The organism is Vibrio sp. dhg, from assembly GCF_003443775.1.
Lineage (GTDB): Bacteria > Pseudomonadota > Gammaproteobacteria > Enterobacterales > Vibrionaceae > Vibrio > Vibrio natriegens.
Genome location: NZ_CP028944.1, coordinates 107,492 through 125,432, shown reverse-complemented (window position 1 = coordinate 125,432; position 17,941 = coordinate 107,492). Strand labels below are relative to the sequence as shown.

Genomic DNA, 17,941 nt, shown 5'->3' with positions numbered 1-17,941 from the left:
AATGACTGAATTACTTCAAAGCCTCAGCACACAAAATGAGTTCGTTGCTCGCCACAACGGCCCAAACAAATCTGACCAACAAAAAATGTTGGATGCGATCAATGTTGCTAACCTTGACGCACTTATCGAAGAAACGGTTCCAGCACAAATTCGCCTAGAAAAGCCACTAGCACTAGCAGAAGCGAAAAGCGAAGCAGACATGCTGGTTGCGATGCGTAAATTCGCTGACCAAAACCAAATTAAACGTACGTTCATCGGCCAAGGTTACTACAACACCTTCACGCCAAATGTCATTCTACGTAACGTACTAGAAAACCCAGGCTGGTACACAGCTTACACTCCTTACCAACCAGAGATCTCTCAAGGTCGTCTGGAAGCGCTTCTTAACTACCAACAAATGGTCATGGACCTAACTGGTATGGAAATCGCGAACGCTTCTCTTCTTGACGAAGCAACAGCAGCAGCTGAAGCGATGACGCTATGTAAGCGTGCAGGTAAGAGCAAAAGTAACGTATTCTTCGTGGCTGACGATGTTCACCCACAAACTCTAGAAGTTGTAAAAACTCGTGCTAAATACATTGGCTTTGAAGTACTCGTTGGTTCACTTGAATCACTACCAGAACAAGACGTATTTGGTGCGCTAGTTCAGTACCCAGGTACAACAGGTGAAGTACGAGATCTAACGGACATCATCGCGAAAGCACAAGCTAACAAAACATTAGTAACGGTTGCTACTGACCTACTTGCTTCTACTCTGCTGAAACCAGCAGGTGAAATGGGTGCAGACGTGGTTATTGGTTCAGCTCAGCGTTTCGGCGTACCTATGGGTTACGGCGGTCCACACGCAGCATTCATGGCAACTCGTGATAAGCATAAGCGTACAATGCCTGGTCGTGTAATCGGTGTTTCTATCGATGTAAACGGCAACCAAGCACTGCGTATGGCGATGCAAACGCGTGAACAGCACATCCGCCGTGAAAAAGCGACATCAAACATCTGTACTGCGCAAGCACTACTAGCGAACATGGCATCTTTCTACGCGGTATTCCACGGCGCAGAAGGTCTACGCACTATCGCTCGTCGCACTCACCACATGACTGCGATTCTGGCTGCTGGTCTGACTAAGTCTGGCTACGAGCTTGCTCATAATAGCTTCTTTGACACCATCACTATCAATACTGATGGCAAAACTGAAGAGCTTTTCGCGAAAGCACAAGCGGCAGACATCAACCTACGTAAGCTTGACGGCAAACTAGGTATCAGCTTCGACGAAACAACAACTACTGACGACATCAACGCTCTATTTGACGTGTTTGGTGTTCAACAAGATGTTAACGCTCTGTCTTCTGAAATCGCAACCAACGAGTTTGCTGCTATTCCTGAAGCGCTACGTCGTACGTCTAAGTTCCTGACTCACCCAGTATTCAACACGCACCACAGCGAAACGCAAATGATGCGTTACCTGAAACAGCTAGAGAACAAAGACTTCTCACTGACTCACGGTATGATCCCGCTGGGCAGCTGTACGATGAAACTGAACGCAGCAGCAGAGATGATCCCTGTTACTTGGCCTGAGTTTGGTTCTATCCACCCATTCGCTCCTATAGAGCAAGCGGCAGGTTACTCTGCGCTAGCGAAAGATCTGAAAGAGAAGCTATGTGAAATCACTGGTTACGATGATTTCTCTCTACAGCCAAACTCTGGTGCGTCTGGTGAATACGCTGGCCTTATCGCGATTCAACGCTACCACGACAGCCGTGGCGAAGGTCACCGTAACGTATGTTTGATCCCAAGCTCTGCGCACGGTACTAACCCAGCGACAGCGTCAATGGTATCAATGAAAGTCGTTGTGGTTAAATGTGATGAAGATGGCAACATCGACATGACTGACCTAGCAGCGAAAATTGAGAAACACAAAGACAACCTATCAAGCATCATGATCACTTACCCTTCTACGCACGGCGTATACGAAGAGCACGTGAAAGAAGTATGTGAAATGGTTCATGCAGCAGGTGGTCAGGTTTACCTGGACGGCGCTAACATGAACGCACAGGTTGCCCTAACCTCTCCAGGTTTCATCGGCTCTGACGTTTCTCACTTGAACCTACACAAAACCTTCTGTATCCCTCACGGTGGTGGTGGTCCAGGTATGGGTCCTATCGGTGTTAAATCTCACCTGGCACCTTTCCTACCAGGTCACATCGAGAACGGTGTTGAAGGTAAAGAGCTAGCGGTTTCTGCAGCAGATATGGGTAGCGCATCTATTCTACCTATTTCTTGGGCTTACATCGCGATGATGGGTGAAGCTGGCCTACAAGAAGCGACTAAAGTTGCCATTCTTAACGCCAACTACGTGATGGAGCGTTTGCGTCCACACTACCCTATTCTTTACCGTGGTAAAAACGGCCGTGTAGCGCACGAATGTATCGTTGATATTCGTCCGCTTAAAGAAGAAACAGGCATCAGCGAAGAAGACATCGCGAAGCGTCTAATGGACTACGGTTTCCACGCGCCTACAATGTCATTCCCAGTTGCTGGTACACTGATGGTTGAACCAACTGAATCAGAAGATTTGGAAGAGCTAGACCGCTTCTGTGAGGCAATGATCGCAATCCGCGAAGAGATGACAAAAGTGAAAAATGGTGAGTGGCCACTAGAGAACAACCCTCTAGTTAACGCTCCACACACTCAAGTTGATCTTTCAGCAGCAGAATGGGATCGCCCTTACTCTCGTGAGCTAGGCTGTTTCCCATCGAAAGCGACTAAGTCTTGGAAATACTGGCCAACAGTGAACCGCGTAGATAATGTTTACGGCGACCGTAACCTAATCTGCTCGTGCCCAAGCATTGAGAACTACGAAGACTAATTTCGTTGTATCTCTGAGTTAAAACTTGGAAAAAACTACAAAATAGACAAACTTCGGTTTGTCTATTTTTTTGTGTTTCGAAACCACGTTGCTCTTCGAAATGCTTAAAAAGCGCTTAGACTAATCTTTCTGATCTACGCCTTCCACCCAATTTAACGACCGACGACTTATCACCTCAAATCTGCTTGTTGCGTAGAATATTCAAACCAAATCTAGAATTTTCTATTAGATCACATTAAGCAACTACGCTTAACCATACGAAAGACCTTAAAGTTTGGGCGATATCTTGTTTTACCCTTGCCACCTTGAATTTATCTATTCAGGTTACTAGTTTAAAAGTAATACTATGCAAGGAAAACGTACATTGACTGAGGGTGAAGTCGCACTTGATGGGATGAATGTGTTAGTCGTTGATCAATGTTTAACGACTTCAATTTTGATGGTTAACCAACTCATCCCATTAGGTGCAAAGGCATCAAATCCAACTTGTGAAATAAGTGCACAAGGGAGCTTCGTTTTCTTCTCTTTTCATCTCGACTCTGCATTACCCTGTTTATACTGTATTTTATTCCAATCTTCTGACGCTAAGATACTTGAACACCCCTCAGTTAAACTGGCTCAAAGCATTCCACAACAACAATCAGCATCGTGGAATCGGCGTCAGAAACTTCTTTTTACTCTGAAAAAGCACACGTATTCAGTTGGGCAAACACCCAAACTGAGTTCAATTGATACCGCCGAAGTAACAAACGCATCAAACGATCATAGAGTCAAACACTTAGTACAACGAGCAATACCTCCTAACTGTTCTCATTGGTTAGAAAGCTATCTCGCGGATTTTTACACCAATCGACTGCCTGCATCATAGAACCAACGTATTCTTTACAGGGATTAATAAATGATCAATTTTGACGTGTTAAACAAAGCTATGGATAACGATGTAGAGATCATTATCACCGTGTTTTCGACCTACTTAGAAGAACACGTTAATGGGTTGGAACGCATTAATGAGTTATATGCCAATGAAAATTGGCCGGAACTACACTTGTTAGCGCAAAGCTTAAAAGGAGTACTAGAAAGCTTCGGCGAAGACACCGCCGTCACAGCATTACAAGAAATTGAAGAGGATACACGCAACAATATTGCACCAGATGTGTCAGATATCACTATAGTTAATAGGGAGCTATTAACGATTAATCAGCAGATTTTTGCTTACTTAGACAATATGAATGGCAAATCTGTATAGGCTTAAAGCGGGGGGATATATGGCAATGAACAGCAGCAACTTTAGAGAGCTTATTGATTCACTCAAAGATTTAACGCCAACTCAGAAAAGGTACCTCATTAGCCGAACAAAAATGTCGTTAGATGACGAAAACGGTATGTTCAGAACTGATGATTTACTTACACAAGAAGAGTTGGCAGCTTTGCTTACTCCAACACAAACAACAGAATCAAAATAGTGACAGCTCGTCAGCGCTAGGAACCAGGTAGAGCAGAAACGCTTTACTTGGTTTTTAGATTTTTTATCAGGTTAGACATGTTTGTGCGAAACAATAGAACGAGTTAAGTGTTATACGCTCCCACAGCAATCCAAAGTGATTCCCCTTCCCCTCAATAGAACCTTTGGTTTACTGGCTTAACACGTTACTCATTGATTGCTCATCTCTATAGCGATTGTAATCTTCTGCTAATAACTGATGTTGGTAACGCGTATACGATAACGCTTCGTTAGAGACAACAATCTGATTTTCTTTCTCAATCAGTTGACCACGCAGCTGTTCAATCTCCTGATTCTGCTGGGTATTGTTGTTATACATTGCAATCAATCCGAAGATAGAAATCATCAACATTGCAATCAGGACATTATTGATGGTTTTAGGTTGAATATGCATAAACCTCTCCTTGTCTCTATCGCACTTTACCAATTAAAGCCCATGCTCAACGCCCCCTGAACAAGGGATTCTATACGTTCAGAAAGCGAATCTAGCAGTGACACATTTAATTATAGGTGAGTGACTACAAAAGAAGAGAAATACTCAACAATTTGAACGTGTTTCATACCATAGAAGTCAAAAGCAGCAAGATCCACTTTATCCTTACTGCTTTCTATGACCCGATGACGATCAGCGTATTTTAGCTTTGAAAGGCTTCTCGAGCTGAGATTTTCTCAAACCAACGAGCGATATTTGGAGCCGTTGAAAGCACATCAATCTGAAGTGCATTAATTGCAAATCCAACGAACAGGTAACCAGTAATATCTACAATAGTAAATCGATCAGTCGCGATAAACTCACTTTCCGCTAAACGTTTATCCAAAACCGGTAAAAATTCCAATACGCGAGATTTTGACTCCTCGCCCCACTCTTTTACGCAGTTTTCGCGATCCTTATAGATAGCGCTGATGTTACGGAATGCCTGAAATGCTGCGTATAGCCCCTGAAACTCAACAACACGATGCCACATTTCAACCTGAGCACGTTCACGTTGATTTCCACCAAATAAGTTGAGATCGTTACTGAACTCTTCATCGAAATAGCGACAAATCGCCACACTTTCACAAATTGTGGTGCCGTCATCGAACTCTAAAACCGGAACTTTTCCATTCACACTCTTTTGTTTGAAAGAATCCGTAAGGTTATCGCCGTCACGTACATTTATTGCGACTCGTTCGACATCTCCACCGATTTCTTTAAGAAAAATGTTAACGCGCTTGCAACTTGGCGTCATCGCGGTTTCATATAGCTTCATGTAACACCCTATTCCTTTATCTAACTGTTCGGTTAGGTTATACTGTAGCCAGTTTATAAACGATCAGTCAAGAATATAATTACTCGTCACTTCATAAGATTGAAAAATCTATCAAAGCAACGATTTTTAAGTGGGTACCTATATGGCAAGAAAAGCTAACTTTGACCGAGATGAGAAGCTCTTGGTCGCCATGAACCTGTTCTGGCGCAAAGGTTTTTCAAATACCTCTATCTCCGATCTCACAGACGAGCTGAACATTAACCGTTTCAGCCTTTACAATACCTATGGCGACAAACAGCAGCTTTATTACGAGGCGTTAGACGCATACCTGAAAAAAGTCTCGTTACCCTCTCTGGAGAATTTGAGTAAAGATGACGCTTCCCTGCGTGAAATCGAAGCGTTTTTGACGTCTTTTGCCAAACTACAGCGCAAAAGTAGCTACGGATGTTTTGTTCAAAATGCGTTGGTAGAACACGCTGGTGAAGATAACGATGTATTACGTATGGGGCACTTTTTGTTTGACCATCTCATCGAAATCATGACTGAAGCAATAAAAAACGCACAAAGGGAAACATTAATTCCTAAAACGCTCAAACCAAAAGAACTAGCCTGTTTTATTCTCAACAATATGCAAGGAATGCGGGTACTTGGTAAGGCCAAGCGTTATGACGATTTAGACACAGCGTTATCGTGTTTACTCACCTTAATAAGGAAATAATATGTCATTAAACATCATCGTAGTTAGGCTAACCAAAGGCATGGATCTTAAACAATGCCTCGCGCAGATTGTGCTGGAACAAGGCATTAAAGCAGGCTCAATCGCTTCTTGCGTCGGCTGTGTGTCACAACTCCAGCTTCGTCTCGCGGGTGCCAAATCAACTTTAATCAAACAAGAATCTTTAGAAATTGTATCGGTAATGGGTACGTTGACACCCGAGCATCAACATGTACATATTTCGCTTTCCGATGAGCACGGGCACGTTTGGGGTGGACACTTAATGGAAGGCACAATCATAGATACGACAGCTGAGTTAATCATCCATAGTTACCCTAAACTCACCTTTAGCCGTGAGATGGATGAAAGCACCGGATATACAGAATTACAGGTAAACACTACTTCAACTAATTAAGTAATATACCTGACAAAGTAAGTATAATGGGACGATAATATTTATTTTAATAATTTCATCGCCCAATCAATAAGTTGCCGATTTGATTTGTTTAATTAAAACTTCCTTAGAAAGCCCTTTGCAATCTCGGATATTTCATGAGCTCTATCAGAGCCATTAATACACCGTCTTGCACCAATGAAGTCTGTATTATTATCATTAATATAATCAGATATTTTTCTACCAGTGAAGGTGCCGGTTTTAAAACCATGTATAAGAACAAATAAAGCAATATTAGGCTGCATGGCAATATCTGGTTGATTAGTCATATCTATATCCAGTAACTGTGAATACTTCTCGTAGTTATTCTTCCAAGTAAGTTGTACAAATCCCCTACCGTAAAACGGAAAATATCTGAGATTTTTCTTTCGCCAGTTTTCGCTAAGCCAATAGGCTTCACGAACAGGCATGAACGTTTGATTGGTTTCCCACTGAGTTGTCGCGAGTACGTATGCTTTCTGTGTGTCGAGTACTAAGCCTTGCTCTACACATTCATGTTTGATTGCGTCTATCACGCCTTCTCTACAAGTAAAGTCATAAGTATCATTTGCGGTAATGCCATCTAACCTCACTTGTAAACGCTCAATCGACTCCTTGCCGATTAGGCCAGGGTTTCCTGGTAGTTCATCGGTTTTGAACTCGGCCCATGCGTTGCGAGTTTTAGGCCCTATGAGTCCATCGACTGTACCTACCGGGTAGCCGAGAATACATAGCGCCTTTTGTAACTCTTCTACTTGTTTTTCAACTAATTCACTGACGGGAAGTGGCGTTTTAATGGTTAACAACTCTGTAATTTTCATTGTATTAACCCTCTAGTACCTAACTAGAAATGTATTTAAAAGTAAACAGCTTAAATATATTTAACTAAGTAATAAGGAAATGGTATCTACTATTCTAGATCAATTGTTGATATTTATATAAATAAAAATGCATATAAATAACGCATTGACCAGTGATGATTAATAACTCATTTAAGAAAAATGCCTGACCTGGTAGTACGCATTGTTAATTGTGCGGCTATGTAATTACCATGAAATAAGTAACAACATACTGATAAATAAAGAGGGATGAAACATTTAAAAAATTAATGTTAATGTTAACTGTTCAAACTTGAATACTTTTATCTAAAAAATCAGCAATAGGACTCATTTACCACCAATCAAATATAAGCATCTGAGCCCTATGGCGTTTTCGCGTATAAATTCAGATAATTTATTTAATTCTTTCTATTCGAACTCGAAGGCTGCCACTGTTATTGCCGTACTTAAACTTCAGATCGTTTGCAAAGAACTGCAACTCCCCTGTTTTGGTAACTCGATAAACGCCCCTCTGTCCAACCGCTCTTGCGCTATCGTCATCACTATCAACCACTGCACAAAGCGTAAACCAGTCAGAACTCGGCACTCTACGTAATCCTTTCATCGCTCGAATCGGCAGCTCAGCTAATCCCAGTTGTACATGGTTTAAGTTCCAACCATCTCCGTCACAACTGATCTCTTTTCCATCATGCCAGCTATCTCCTTCTCGAACCGAAATCTCGTACTCCTCTCCTTGTTTAACCACTATGCCGGTAAAGTTGTAAAATCGGTCAGCGTCGATCATACGCTCAACCGATTGAGAGACGCTCAACTCTTCCCAGTTCACCGCTGCATAATGAATGTGCTGTGTATAGCTAGGGCAGTCCACAGGAGGATTGATAAAGTCATACCAAAGATAATGGCGTTTATTCATTAGAGACTTAGGACGGTAGTCGTCATCCCGATGTAAGCGCTCCGCAACAGCGTAATGAATGACAGGATACAAATCATCATTGATTTTATCTCTATCGATCACGCAACAACGTCGATCATCTAAAGTCACCCAATCAATGATTGGCCACCTATCTTGCTGGTGGTTTTTTCCTAAAGAATTTGGATTTCGCTGTAAATCATCAAGGCCGATCATCCCTTTTAGTCTCTTTGGACAAGCCCTGTCGATATCGGCTTGGCTCGGAAATTTAAACTGAATTGCAGGGAGAGAATGATATCTGGTCATATACTCAAGCCATTTCATCGCGTGACTTAGCGTAATGTCCGACAGACCGTCGCGGTAATAGCCACCACCAACGTCCGAATGTGCACCAGCAAACCAAATTTCATGGATCCTCTTCGGATCGTGGTTCATTAAAGTTGGCTGAAATGCCCGACGTTTATCATCCAGGCTAACCATATGGATCGCTTGTTTGACGATGTGTGATAAGGTGCATCCATATTCAAATACAACATCATAGTCAGGTCTGCTTGCGGTACTCAAGTTGGGTAACCCAATGCTTGCGACCGTATCAAACACGCAGAGAAAAACGAATGGCTTGGTGTTATCGGTCACGCTAGGATGCTCTTTCGCTATCAGACCAACGAAACGGCGTGCCAATGCCGCCCCGCGAGAAAACCCAGTGGCTAGCACAATATCGCCTTGTTTATAGTGTTTATTAAAATCGGCTTTGGCTTTGTTAAGTATCGAAGCCACATCGCAGCTCTCCAACGCTAACCCTTGATTTATTGCGCGTTTGACCCAACTACCATTTGTACCAACACCCTGATAATAAAAGCAATGATCGACGGTGTTTTGATCACATTGTCCATATTGCTCTCCGCTCAGGAAAAGATTACCTCCCATCATCAAATGAAGCTTGAGAACATTACTGATGTTGTCATCTTCTTGTTTCGCTTTATATTTTACCTCTTGCTTCGCATCTTCCGGTTCATTGCCTGTTCCGTCGAAATTAAAAATGAGAAACGATCCCATAAGCCTTCTCCTTACTTTTTATAGGGGAACCGACTTAACTATAGATCTATTAATAAGCTTATCTTGCGACGAGGAATTCAATCACTCAAAAATCACCTGAATGGGTGATAAGGAAGCAATACCAGAATATGAATTTTGGGTGGTTCAGCTTTGATTAACCCGAGATCGAGGTAATTTAATATCTATCCGTATCGCATGCGACATTCTGCTTGCTGTTATCACATTTTCCATTCATCATGGTTTTACAAACTAACTTTGTGCGATACAGATAACATTCTGATTGAAACTATCTTTATGCTAATTTATGCCACTCTGCTCTAAGTCTTAGCACTCCAGAACGCATACAATCGTTACTTGTTTGTTAACGCACAAAGTTGAAAAACATATAATGCAAACACGCATATTGAACAAGGCAGAGCTATCTGCTTGATAATTTGAATAAGAAAGGAGTCATAATGGCGGCTTTTGGTACTGAGTTTATGCCTAGGATGGCATTAGCAACATTTGAAAATAATCAATGGTCTGACACACAGATCGTTACATCAGACAGTATTTCACTTCATCCCGGCGCTCACGTATTGCATTACTCAAGCACTTGCTTTGAAGGTCTGAAAGCATTCCGTCACGAAGATGGCAGCGTACACGTTTTTCGAATGGATCAAAACGTCGAGCGTTTTGCTCAAAGTAGTCAGCTACTCTCGCTACCTGAGATTGATAAAGAACAAGTATCAAAAATGATTGTTGATATTGTGTCTGAGTTCTCATCTGAAGTGCCTTTGCCTCCAGGCTCAATGTACATTCGTCCAACTCACATTGGTACAGAGGCAGCCGTTGGTAAAGCAGCAGCACCTTCAATCTCATCAATGCTATATATCCTACTTTCTCCAGTAGGTGACTATTTCTCTGGCGGTGCCCACGCCTTACGTCTACTGCTAGACGAAACCGGCCAACGTTGTGCGCCACACATGGGTATGATCAAAAGTGGTGGTAACTACGCGAGTGCATTAGCACCAACTTTAGAAGCAAAATCAAAATACCAGGCAGACCAAGTACTTTTCTGTCCAAACGGCTACATTACAGAAACAGGTGCTGCAAACTTCCTGTTGGTTGATGGTAACGAGATCATTACTAAAGCCCTAGATTCAAGCTTCTTACACGGTGTAACACGCTCTAGTATCCTAACGATTGCTAAAGATCTAGGTATGACCGTTACAGAACGCGAAGTCTCTGTGGAAGAGCTACTTGAGCGCGCCGCTAAACCGGGCGTTGAAGCAATGCTTTCAGGCACTGCAGCGGTACTAACTTCTGTCGGTACGCTTATCCACAACGGTCAAGATTTTAAAGTTGGTACTGGTGAAGCTGGCCCAGCGGCGAAAAAATTGCGCCAAGCACTGAACGATATCCAATGGGGTAAAGCGCCAGATACTCATAACTGGTTGACTAAGATTGCCTGATGGTAGATTCGCTGTAAGCCAATAATGCAATAATGAAAATGCGCTATGAAAATAGCGCATTTTTGTATCTGCTTAATCTATCCGGCAAAACGTTATTCGTTACGCTTGTTGAACATAACTCTCCCACATCGAAAAAGCTCGTTCGTAAGCTTTTTCTCGGTCTTGCATTTCAGCGAATAGTACAACCGCCATTGTTGCAATCACCGTATTTGCCATTTGTGTTAAATCTTGCTCTGATGTCTCAAACAGGCAAGAAGAAGGCAGAGGCACTTCAGAAATCATTTGCTCAGTCCAGTAGTGCGAAGTAACGCCACTGGTTTGGCTCAACCAAACGGTTTGGCTGACTTTAGGGTTATATTCCGATTCACCAGATTGACCTTTGAACGAAACAACTGCATGACGCGTCTGTCCAATTTCATGCTCGACTTCTGCATGAAGCTGCTGGAAACCAGGGTGAAAACTGCCACGAATTCCAATTGTCGCTTGACCAGGGTTTAATGCGCGAACAACCGTGTTAATCGGCGTTCTCAATCCATAACGATTTTTCCAGCCAATCATCTTTTCAGCTCGAGGCGCAAAGACGCTTAAAGGAAGGTAGACAATATTTTCTGTCTCCAGGATTCGTTTCGCTTCTTCCGTTGATTGCGCTTTTTGAATGTTAAGCTTGTTTAGGTAATCTTCTGCATGACGACGTCCAGACTGGCGATCATGATAGCCATGCATCAAAACTTTATAGCCGTTATTTGAAAGGATTTTTGCTGATAGAAGGTGCCATGGCTGCCCTGCTGCTTGACGTTTGCCTGCATAGCAAGGCCAATCAATATCTGCGCCTATTGCAGGCATACGAGACTGAAATGCTTTCACAAAGCCTGCGATTTCTTGCTGAGTTTCGTTTTGTACTCGGATGAGCATTAAAAGCATCGCCATCTGGTCATCGTCAAACTCACCATTTAAGTATTCATCCATTACTTGGAAGGCCTGATCAAAGTTCAGAGGTTTTCTGCCTCGCTCTCCGCGTCCTGCCGTGCGGATACATTCCAAAATACTGCTCATATTCCCTCTTATTATCGGCTTTTAATGTCTTAAAAATAATAAACGTAGTTGTACCACGTTTCTCATTACAATCAATGCTAGACGTATACCTCAGGGTTTGTTGACCTTTCGAGCTGACTCAGCAACTTCGCCAAATATATGATTGTTTCACTCACAAATTAGATGCGGATAACAATGTCAGCAATGATACCGAACGATGCGACAAGCAAAAAAAAACCTCTCTCGAACCGAGAGAGGCTGCACTGCCTTAAACGCTGTTAGTACATTTAACAAAAGTAATACCCTATCCCGCATCTCCGCCTGCTAAGGAGAGCGGTGCATCGAGTTAACGATGAACATTTATAGTATTGCAATCTAAGTGCCAACTTTTAAAAACCTTAAATAACAACACGTTGAAGATTTTCTTATAAGTATCCTTTAAATTACTGCGCACTGATTGAGTGCAAATGGCACTCATTATCGTGCAGAATTGCTCATACGCTCACAACCTGGTCTACTTCTCGGGTTTTAGACGGATGTGCTGTTGTAGATTAGCCGTCACGCTCATCCTCTAAATGAAGGCATTACCACAGATCATTCCTTGATGTTCAAAATTAAAGCACAAAATCAAATCCCAAAAAAATGAACAAAAAAGGTATTTACAACTAATTATAAAACCCAAAACCTACATAAAAAACTGCTTTTTTGAAATATTCATGGTTTGAAAATTTATGAATTTGCCTTTTTTACAGTATGATTCACCACCTTTCCAATGTGATAACAACCACTAAAAAATATACCATCTGCCACATTATTATTTATAAGAAGGCAATTCCTCAGTGAAAGAGTCTCAAAAAACCTTAGGTTATAGTGAGTTAAACACTACATCATGGTCTAAACACGATACACATTGGGTGCTTAGCCTATTTGGCACTGCGGTCGGTGCTGGTATTTTATTCCTTCCAATCAACTTAGGTATTGGTGGCTTTTGGCCTCTAGTAAGTATGGCGATACTCGCCTTTCCTATGACTTATCTTGCCCATCGAGGGTTGGCTCGATTTGTCTTATCTTCAAAAATTAAAAATGCCGACTTTACGGATGTGGTAGAAGAGCACTTTGGCGCAAAAGCGGGACGTGCGATTTCATTGCTGTATTTTCTGTCTATTTTTCCAATTCTACTGATCTATGGCGTAGGCATTACCAATACCGTTGATAGTTTTATGGTGAATCAGGCTGGCATGGCGTCCATTCCCCGTCCTCTTCTTTCTGGTGTTCTCGTTTTTGGCTTGATTGCGATTATGATGGCTGGAGAGAAAGTAATGTTGCGTGCTTTTGCGGTTATGGTTTACCCGTTAGTCGCTATCCTTGCTTTCCTATCATTCTATTTGATGCCCAACTGGACGATGCCAATGTTAAACGCGCCAGAAATGGGGTCGTTTGCAAACACCATGTGGTTAGCCGTACCTGTGGTCATTTTCTCTTTTAGCCACGCAGCAGCGATATCAAGCTTCGCCAACGTGCAACGACGCCACTACGGAAAAGACGCCGACTTCAAATCCGAGCTAATTCTCCGCCGCACAAGCGTCATGCTGATCGCGTTTGTACTGCTGTTTGTCTTTTCATGCGTTTTGTCCCTTTCTCCGCAGCAATTGACTGAAGCGAAAGCGCAAAACGTATCCGTGTTGTCTTATTTGGCCAATGCGACTGATAACCCATTCATTGCAACGCTGGGGCCTTTGGTCGCTTTTGTTGCGATCACTTCCTCTTTCCTAGGCCATTTTTTGGGCGCAAGAGAAAGCCTGAACGGGTTACTGACGAAAAATTCAAACCTACCTCAACACCGAGCAGATAAAGTTAGTGTGGTTGTGCTGTTTATTTCGATTTGGATAGCAGCGATCATGAACCCGAGCATTCTTGGTATGATGGAAGCCCTTTCCGGCCCAGTTATCGCAATGATTTTATTCATTATGCCAATGATGGCTGTGTATAAGATTGAATCATTAAAAGATTATCGCGGTAAGCTATCTACTTATTTTGTCTTAGTGACAGGTATTGTCGCGGTGAGTGCTTTGATTTTTAGCTTGGTGGGCTAACAGAAGTTGAACTAGATGGGAGTTCAGGGGAATACCTTGTAAACATCTAAGGTAATTCCCTGAATTTTGCGTCGTTTTCTATGTAGAAGTTTAGAATCTACAGCTCTGTTAAAGAAGAGTGAAAACACCTGCAATCATGATGATTGAGGCAATGCAAGTACGGCCGATAATACCGAAGTGTGAAGGTTGAATCATTTCGTTGTGCATAGGCAAGCTCCTTTTTGCGGTTTAAAGCCGTTTCTTAACGACTTAATAACACTATGTCTAAACTAAAGTTTTTTTACAACTCATACCTATATTAAATATTTATTACAGTAAGTTGTAACTTTGGTAATAGAGCCTTTCTTTGTGCTTTGGTTCACATTAAATAACGAAGCAAACATTGCCTACGGATAACAATAAAAGACATCTTCACTCTATCTATCAAAGTGTTAGTAAAACCTCACCTTTCGAAAAGTATCACCTCAGTTTTTAAATTCGCTTGCTCAACCTCATCAGGGCTATTTAAGTAACGCTCGATTCCAAGGGGTTTACTTTTCACTTTAACCCCGCTGCTGCGCGTTAAGTTCATTGCCATCGCCCAGGCATTACCCAGTAGTCGATATTCTCCCCAGTGCTCAACGACAAAAGTATCACACTCTGGAATTGTCCCTGAAACAAACCCTTCTGGTACTGAAGTTGGACTGTCGACAGGTAAACAGGTGACAAACTCGAATCGGCCAAGCTTCATATCCATGGAGAGGTAATAACAAAACATGGGACCATTCACGGACACATTTTCAACGGCGACCATTTCTTTCAATCGACTCATGTGATCGCTGATGATTTCGCCCAACTCGAGGATCGTTCCAGAACCTGATATGCCAACGTAATGAATGGCTGGTTGTTTGCGATTAGCTATTTCAACAAGTTCTGACAACACTTTCCCAGTTTCTAATTGGCTTTTGAGCATTTTGAGCCCGCGGTCAAAATCCATTTCGAGCATCGACTTAAATACACTTTTAAGAAAAAATCGATTCCACGGAGTCGAAGAATGCAATTGCCATTCAACCAAACACCCTTTTTGTGACGGCGTCACTATCAGAGTGACCTTACCGTGACTTTTCATCGGTCGGAAAAAGTGCAACTCCATATCCAATCGGTGCTCTTGGGTACTTTCTAACACAATAGAGCCAGAACCTATGCGCTGCCCATTCCACTCGTACGCCGCTCCTACATGCCCTTGGTCCCCAAGATAAGTGAGTTCACAGCTCGGTTCGAGAATGACCCACGGAGACCATTCTGGCCAGTTCTTAAAATCCTTTAGATAGTCGATAATTTCCTTTTGAGACTTTTCGATTTCAATACTTCTGCTGACCAAATATGAAAGCATACTGACTCCTTGAGTTTCTATTTCGCTCTATTCAGTCTACTTCAAATTCTGGTTTTTACTGGTTTCACTGTATGTTAGAAGCAGAACGATTTTCCAGACTAACAAACTCACATAACTCAATTACACTTTAAGTATGTTTAACCCCTACGGTGACAATGATGAAGAAATGTAATTTAGCTCTGCTGATCCTCCTGTTCGGTTCAACAGCGACCTATGCGGGTGTCCTTGACCCAGATTGTGACGCTGGCAAGGCAGCAAAAGCCGCAGCGACGAAAGCAGTGGTTGGTGTTGGTGGGCGCTGTACACCTAAAGAAGCATTAAAAGATACAGCAGCTGATAAGGTTCCGGATGACGGGATTGCAGGAAAAGCCGTTGATGCGGTGACACCAGAAAAAGAAAAGACAACGGTAAAAGACGTGACTAAAAAGTTGACGAAAGATTAGTTCTCTCGAGTATAGATAGCAAAAGAGCGTCAATTGACGCTCTTTTTTACCATTCAGATTGCGCGCTATGCCGCTTCTTTTTCACCAATCCAGTGGTAATGGTGATTCGCTTTTTTACCGACAAGCCCCTGCTCTGCAAGCGTTTCAAACACCTTGTCTACTTCTTCAGCAGAAAGCCTAAATTCCTTAGCCACCGCTTTTTTAGTGCAAGTAATCTGATGCGATCGGAGCGCATCACTCACTTGTTCTATCAAAGGCTTAGGCTCCTCTGGTGCTTGCGGTTCAACTTTTTCTTCTTGCACCACTGGCTCTTGTTCTTCTTTAATGTGAGGAAGGTAGCCCGCAGGCTCTGGTTCGATATCTCGAATACGTTCTAGCCTAATCCCATCGTAACGACGGTAGAAGTAACGAAAACGTTGTTCTTCACCAATTAAGCCTACAAAGAACGCGGCAAAAAAGTCGAGAAGGATGGATAAGAATACGACCAGCCCAAGCTGAGCATGCTGAGAGCTCGTACCAAACGCTTTCGCAAGACTGTCGATCAATCCGATGACTGAACCTTGAGTTACTGGCGGTAAGCTGTCACGCTCCATAGCCAGTTTTTGCTGCTCTTCGCGCAGTGTTTTGTTTTGCTCCTGAATTCGCGTAACACCTGTGGCAATACGTTCCATCTCGATATATTTCTGAGCAGCAATATTGTTAAGCTCGATCTGTTTGTCGATAGCTTCAATCTGTCGGTTGAAGGCGTCTACTTTTGCTTGTTCAACTGATATATGACTTTGTGCACTATTGGTCGCGCTGTTTATGCCACCGACACTGCCGCCAATAGAGATAGCAGCGAGCACAGAGTAAAACACCAATGCGGTAATCGCACCGGGATAGTTTCTGTGAGCGCGACGTTCACCGTACTCATACCAGGCATAGAACTTACCGGCTTCGAATATGATAGCCAGACCACCAAACAAGGTCTGCATCATCGGGTTTTCGTCTATAGACAAAAACAGCAAAAGAGAAAAAATGGTCGATGCTAATATCGCCGCTCCCGTGAATGCGTAAACACTCACCATGGCAAAACGACCTTTAGGGTATCGAAACTCGATCTGTTGTTCGTATTTCATTGGAGAAATTTCTTAAGATTGCGCGGCCAATAATTTACTAAGACACGCTCAGGGATATAACAAAGGTGGGAGAGAATACCGTATCCTGTATTAAATTACTGTCATATTTGCGTTAATGGTAAACAAGTGCAGAATAGATGCTCATTTTGAATTGATATCCCGCAAATCCAGCACGCTAATTCACCAACCAATTATCGCAAGCCCTGTACTGACAAAGGATTAAATACAGATTTAGGCTAATGGTAACGCTTATTCACACCCTCGCCCCACCAGCGAGACACAAATAAAATACAGTTGAATCACCTTTTATCTATCTTACCATTACATTTTCAGGGATATTTGTTAGTATCCTGCGCCAAAAGACAACAATTAAAAAAGCCACATGGAAATGACTCAGACATCGCAGAGAACGCAACGCGTAGCCGCTTTGACGGTCATCTTCGCTGTGCTGTTTCAACTCTATCTCGCTTCGACTGCGGTACTTAACCCAAGAAATGTGCATAACACAAACTGGTTAAGCGAAGTTCAAAACGAAAAAGTACTGCTTTGTACTGCGGACGGTTTTAAATGGGTCGACATCGACACGCTGATTGCGGCTAATAACCAAGACGCTTCACCAGTTATCCATGACCTTAACTTACACGAAGGTTTTCAGTTTGAGTGTCCTTTGCTTCAAGCCGTGCAGTTTTTCATGCTGTGTGCTATTGGGCTTTACTTAGGCACTACCCATTGGTTCCGACGTGTTAAACACGCACTGATTCCCTATCATTTTACGCTTTCCGGAAGATTGGTTTACAAGCATCTCGCCCCAAAACAATCTCCACCTTGTATTTTTCCAGCCTGAATTCCTAAAAAGTAA

17 protein-coding genes are annotated in these 17,941 nt (G+C 42.6%); 10 read left to right on the top strand and 7 right to left on the bottom strand.

Annotated features, from left to right (window positions below):
- Position 1: 1 nt before the first annotated feature.
- The 4 genes from gcvP (at position 2) to DBX26_RS16235 (ending at position 4,329) form a co-directional block, all read left to right on the top strand.
- The gene (gene gcvP / locus DBX26_RS16250; protein WP_118119985.1) at positions 2-2,866 is read left to right on the top strand and encodes an aminomethyl-transferring glycine dehydrogenase; all 2,865 of its coding nucleotides are present in this window, start codon (positions 2-4) and stop codon (positions 2,864-2,866) included.
- A gap of 346 nt (positions 2,867-3,212) precedes the next feature.
- Complete coding sequence (locus DBX26_RS16245; RefSeq protein ID WP_254063598.1) at positions 3,213-3,734, top strand: hypothetical protein; 522 nt, start codon at positions 3,213-3,215, stop codon at positions 3,732-3,734.
- A gap of 30 nt (positions 3,735-3,764) precedes the next feature.
- Complete coding sequence (locus tag DBX26_RS16240; RefSeq protein WP_014234306.1) at positions 3,765-4,112, top strand: Hpt domain-containing protein; 348 nt, start codon at positions 3,765-3,767, stop codon at positions 4,110-4,112.
- Positions 4,113-4,137: 25 nt separating this feature from the next.
- Positions 4,138-4,329 carry a hypothetical protein gene (locus tag DBX26_RS16235; RefSeq protein WP_014234307.1) on the top strand — a complete coding sequence of 64 codons (192 nt, stop codon included), beginning with the start codon at positions 4,138-4,140 and terminating at the stop codon, positions 4,327-4,329.
- Between the two features lie 168 nt (positions 4,330-4,497).
- Here DBX26_RS16235 and DBX26_RS16230 read toward each other — a convergent pair whose 3' ends face one another.
- The gene (locus tag DBX26_RS16230; RefSeq protein WP_014234308.1) at positions 4,498-4,761 is read right to left on the bottom strand and encodes a hypothetical protein; all 264 of its coding nucleotides are present in this window, start codon (positions 4,759-4,761) and stop codon (positions 4,498-4,500) included.
- A gap of 241 nt (positions 4,762-5,002) precedes the next feature.
- A complete protein-coding gene (locus tag DBX26_RS16225) occupies positions 5,003-5,617 on the bottom strand; it encodes a glutathione S-transferase (RefSeq protein ID WP_014234309.1) in 615 nt (204 codons plus the stop codon).
- A 142-nt stretch (positions 5,618-5,759) separates the two neighbouring features.
- Between DBX26_RS16225 and DBX26_RS16220 the strand changes: the two genes are divergently transcribed.
- Complete coding sequence (locus DBX26_RS16220) at positions 5,760-6,335, top strand: TetR/AcrR family transcriptional regulator (protein ID WP_065301213.1); 576 nt, start codon at positions 5,760-5,762, stop codon at positions 6,333-6,335.
- Position 6,336: 1 nt separating this feature from the next.
- The gene (locus DBX26_RS16215) at positions 6,337-6,747 is read left to right on the top strand and encodes a PPC domain-containing DNA-binding protein (RefSeq protein WP_118119983.1); all 411 of its coding nucleotides are present in this window, start codon (positions 6,337-6,339) and stop codon (positions 6,745-6,747) included.
- A 95-nt stretch (positions 6,748-6,842) separates the two neighbouring features.
- Here DBX26_RS16215 and DBX26_RS16210 read toward each other — a convergent pair whose 3' ends face one another.
- Together DBX26_RS16210 and DBX26_RS16205 are read right to left on the bottom strand one after the other, a co-directional pair.
- Complete coding sequence (locus DBX26_RS16210) at positions 6,843-7,586, bottom strand: peptidoglycan-binding protein (RefSeq protein WP_118119981.1); 744 nt, start codon at positions 7,584-7,586, stop codon at positions 6,843-6,845.
- Positions 7,587-7,998: 412 nt separating this feature from the next.
- Positions 7,999-9,570 (bottom strand): DUF2235 domain-containing protein, encoded by a 1,572-nt coding sequence (locus tag DBX26_RS16205; protein WP_118119979.1) that lies wholly within the window; start codon positions 9,568-9,570, stop codon positions 7,999-8,001.
- A gap of 455 nt (positions 9,571-10,025) precedes the next feature.
- On the opposite strand from DBX26_RS16205, the gene DBX26_RS16200 reads away from it, so the two are divergent.
- Positions 10,026-11,024: a branched-chain amino acid aminotransferase gene (locus tag DBX26_RS16200; RefSeq protein WP_014234314.1), complete on the top strand. Its 999-nt coding sequence runs from the start codon at positions 10,026-10,028 to the stop codon at positions 11,022-11,024.
- Positions 11,025-11,123: 99 nt separating this feature from the next.
- Here the strand turns inward: DBX26_RS16200 and DBX26_RS16195 are convergent, their stop codons facing one another.
- Positions 11,124-12,077 (bottom strand): glycosyl transferase family protein, encoded by a 954-nt coding sequence (locus tag DBX26_RS16195; RefSeq protein ID WP_118119977.1) that lies wholly within the window; start codon positions 12,075-12,077, stop codon positions 11,124-11,126.
- A gap of 818 nt (positions 12,078-12,895) precedes the next feature.
- Here DBX26_RS16195 and DBX26_RS16190 point away from each other — a divergent pair.
- Positions 12,896-14,149: an aromatic amino acid transport family protein gene (locus tag DBX26_RS16190; protein ID WP_118119975.1), complete on the top strand. Its 1,254-nt coding sequence runs from the start codon at positions 12,896-12,898 to the stop codon at positions 14,147-14,149.
- A 442-nt stretch (positions 14,150-14,591) separates the two neighbouring features.
- Here DBX26_RS16190 and DBX26_RS16180 read toward each other — a convergent pair whose 3' ends face one another.
- On the bottom strand, positions 14,592-15,521 hold the full coding sequence (locus DBX26_RS16180; protein ID WP_118119973.1) for an SRPBCC family protein: 930 nt from the start codon (positions 15,519-15,521) through the stop codon (positions 14,592-14,594).
- A 158-nt stretch (positions 15,522-15,679) separates the two neighbouring features.
- On the opposite strand from DBX26_RS16180, the gene DBX26_RS16175 reads away from it, so the two are divergent.
- On the top strand, positions 15,680-15,964 hold the full coding sequence (locus DBX26_RS16175; protein WP_014234319.1) for a hypothetical protein: 285 nt from the start codon (positions 15,680-15,682) through the stop codon (positions 15,962-15,964).
- A gap of 65 nt (positions 15,965-16,029) precedes the next feature.
- Here the strand turns inward: DBX26_RS16175 and DBX26_RS16170 are convergent, their stop codons facing one another.
- Complete coding sequence (locus tag DBX26_RS16170) at positions 16,030-17,082, bottom strand: Preprotein translocase subunit SecY (RefSeq protein ID WP_118119971.1); 1,053 nt, start codon at positions 17,080-17,082, stop codon at positions 16,030-16,032.
- Between the two features lie 382 nt (positions 17,083-17,464).
- On the opposite strand from DBX26_RS16170, the gene DBX26_RS16165 reads away from it, so the two are divergent.
- Positions 17,465-17,926, top strand: coding sequence for a hypothetical protein (locus DBX26_RS16165; protein ID WP_118119969.1), 462 nt, complete (start codon positions 17,465-17,467; stop codon positions 17,924-17,926).
- The last annotated feature ends 15 nt before the right edge of the window (positions 17,927-17,941 follow it).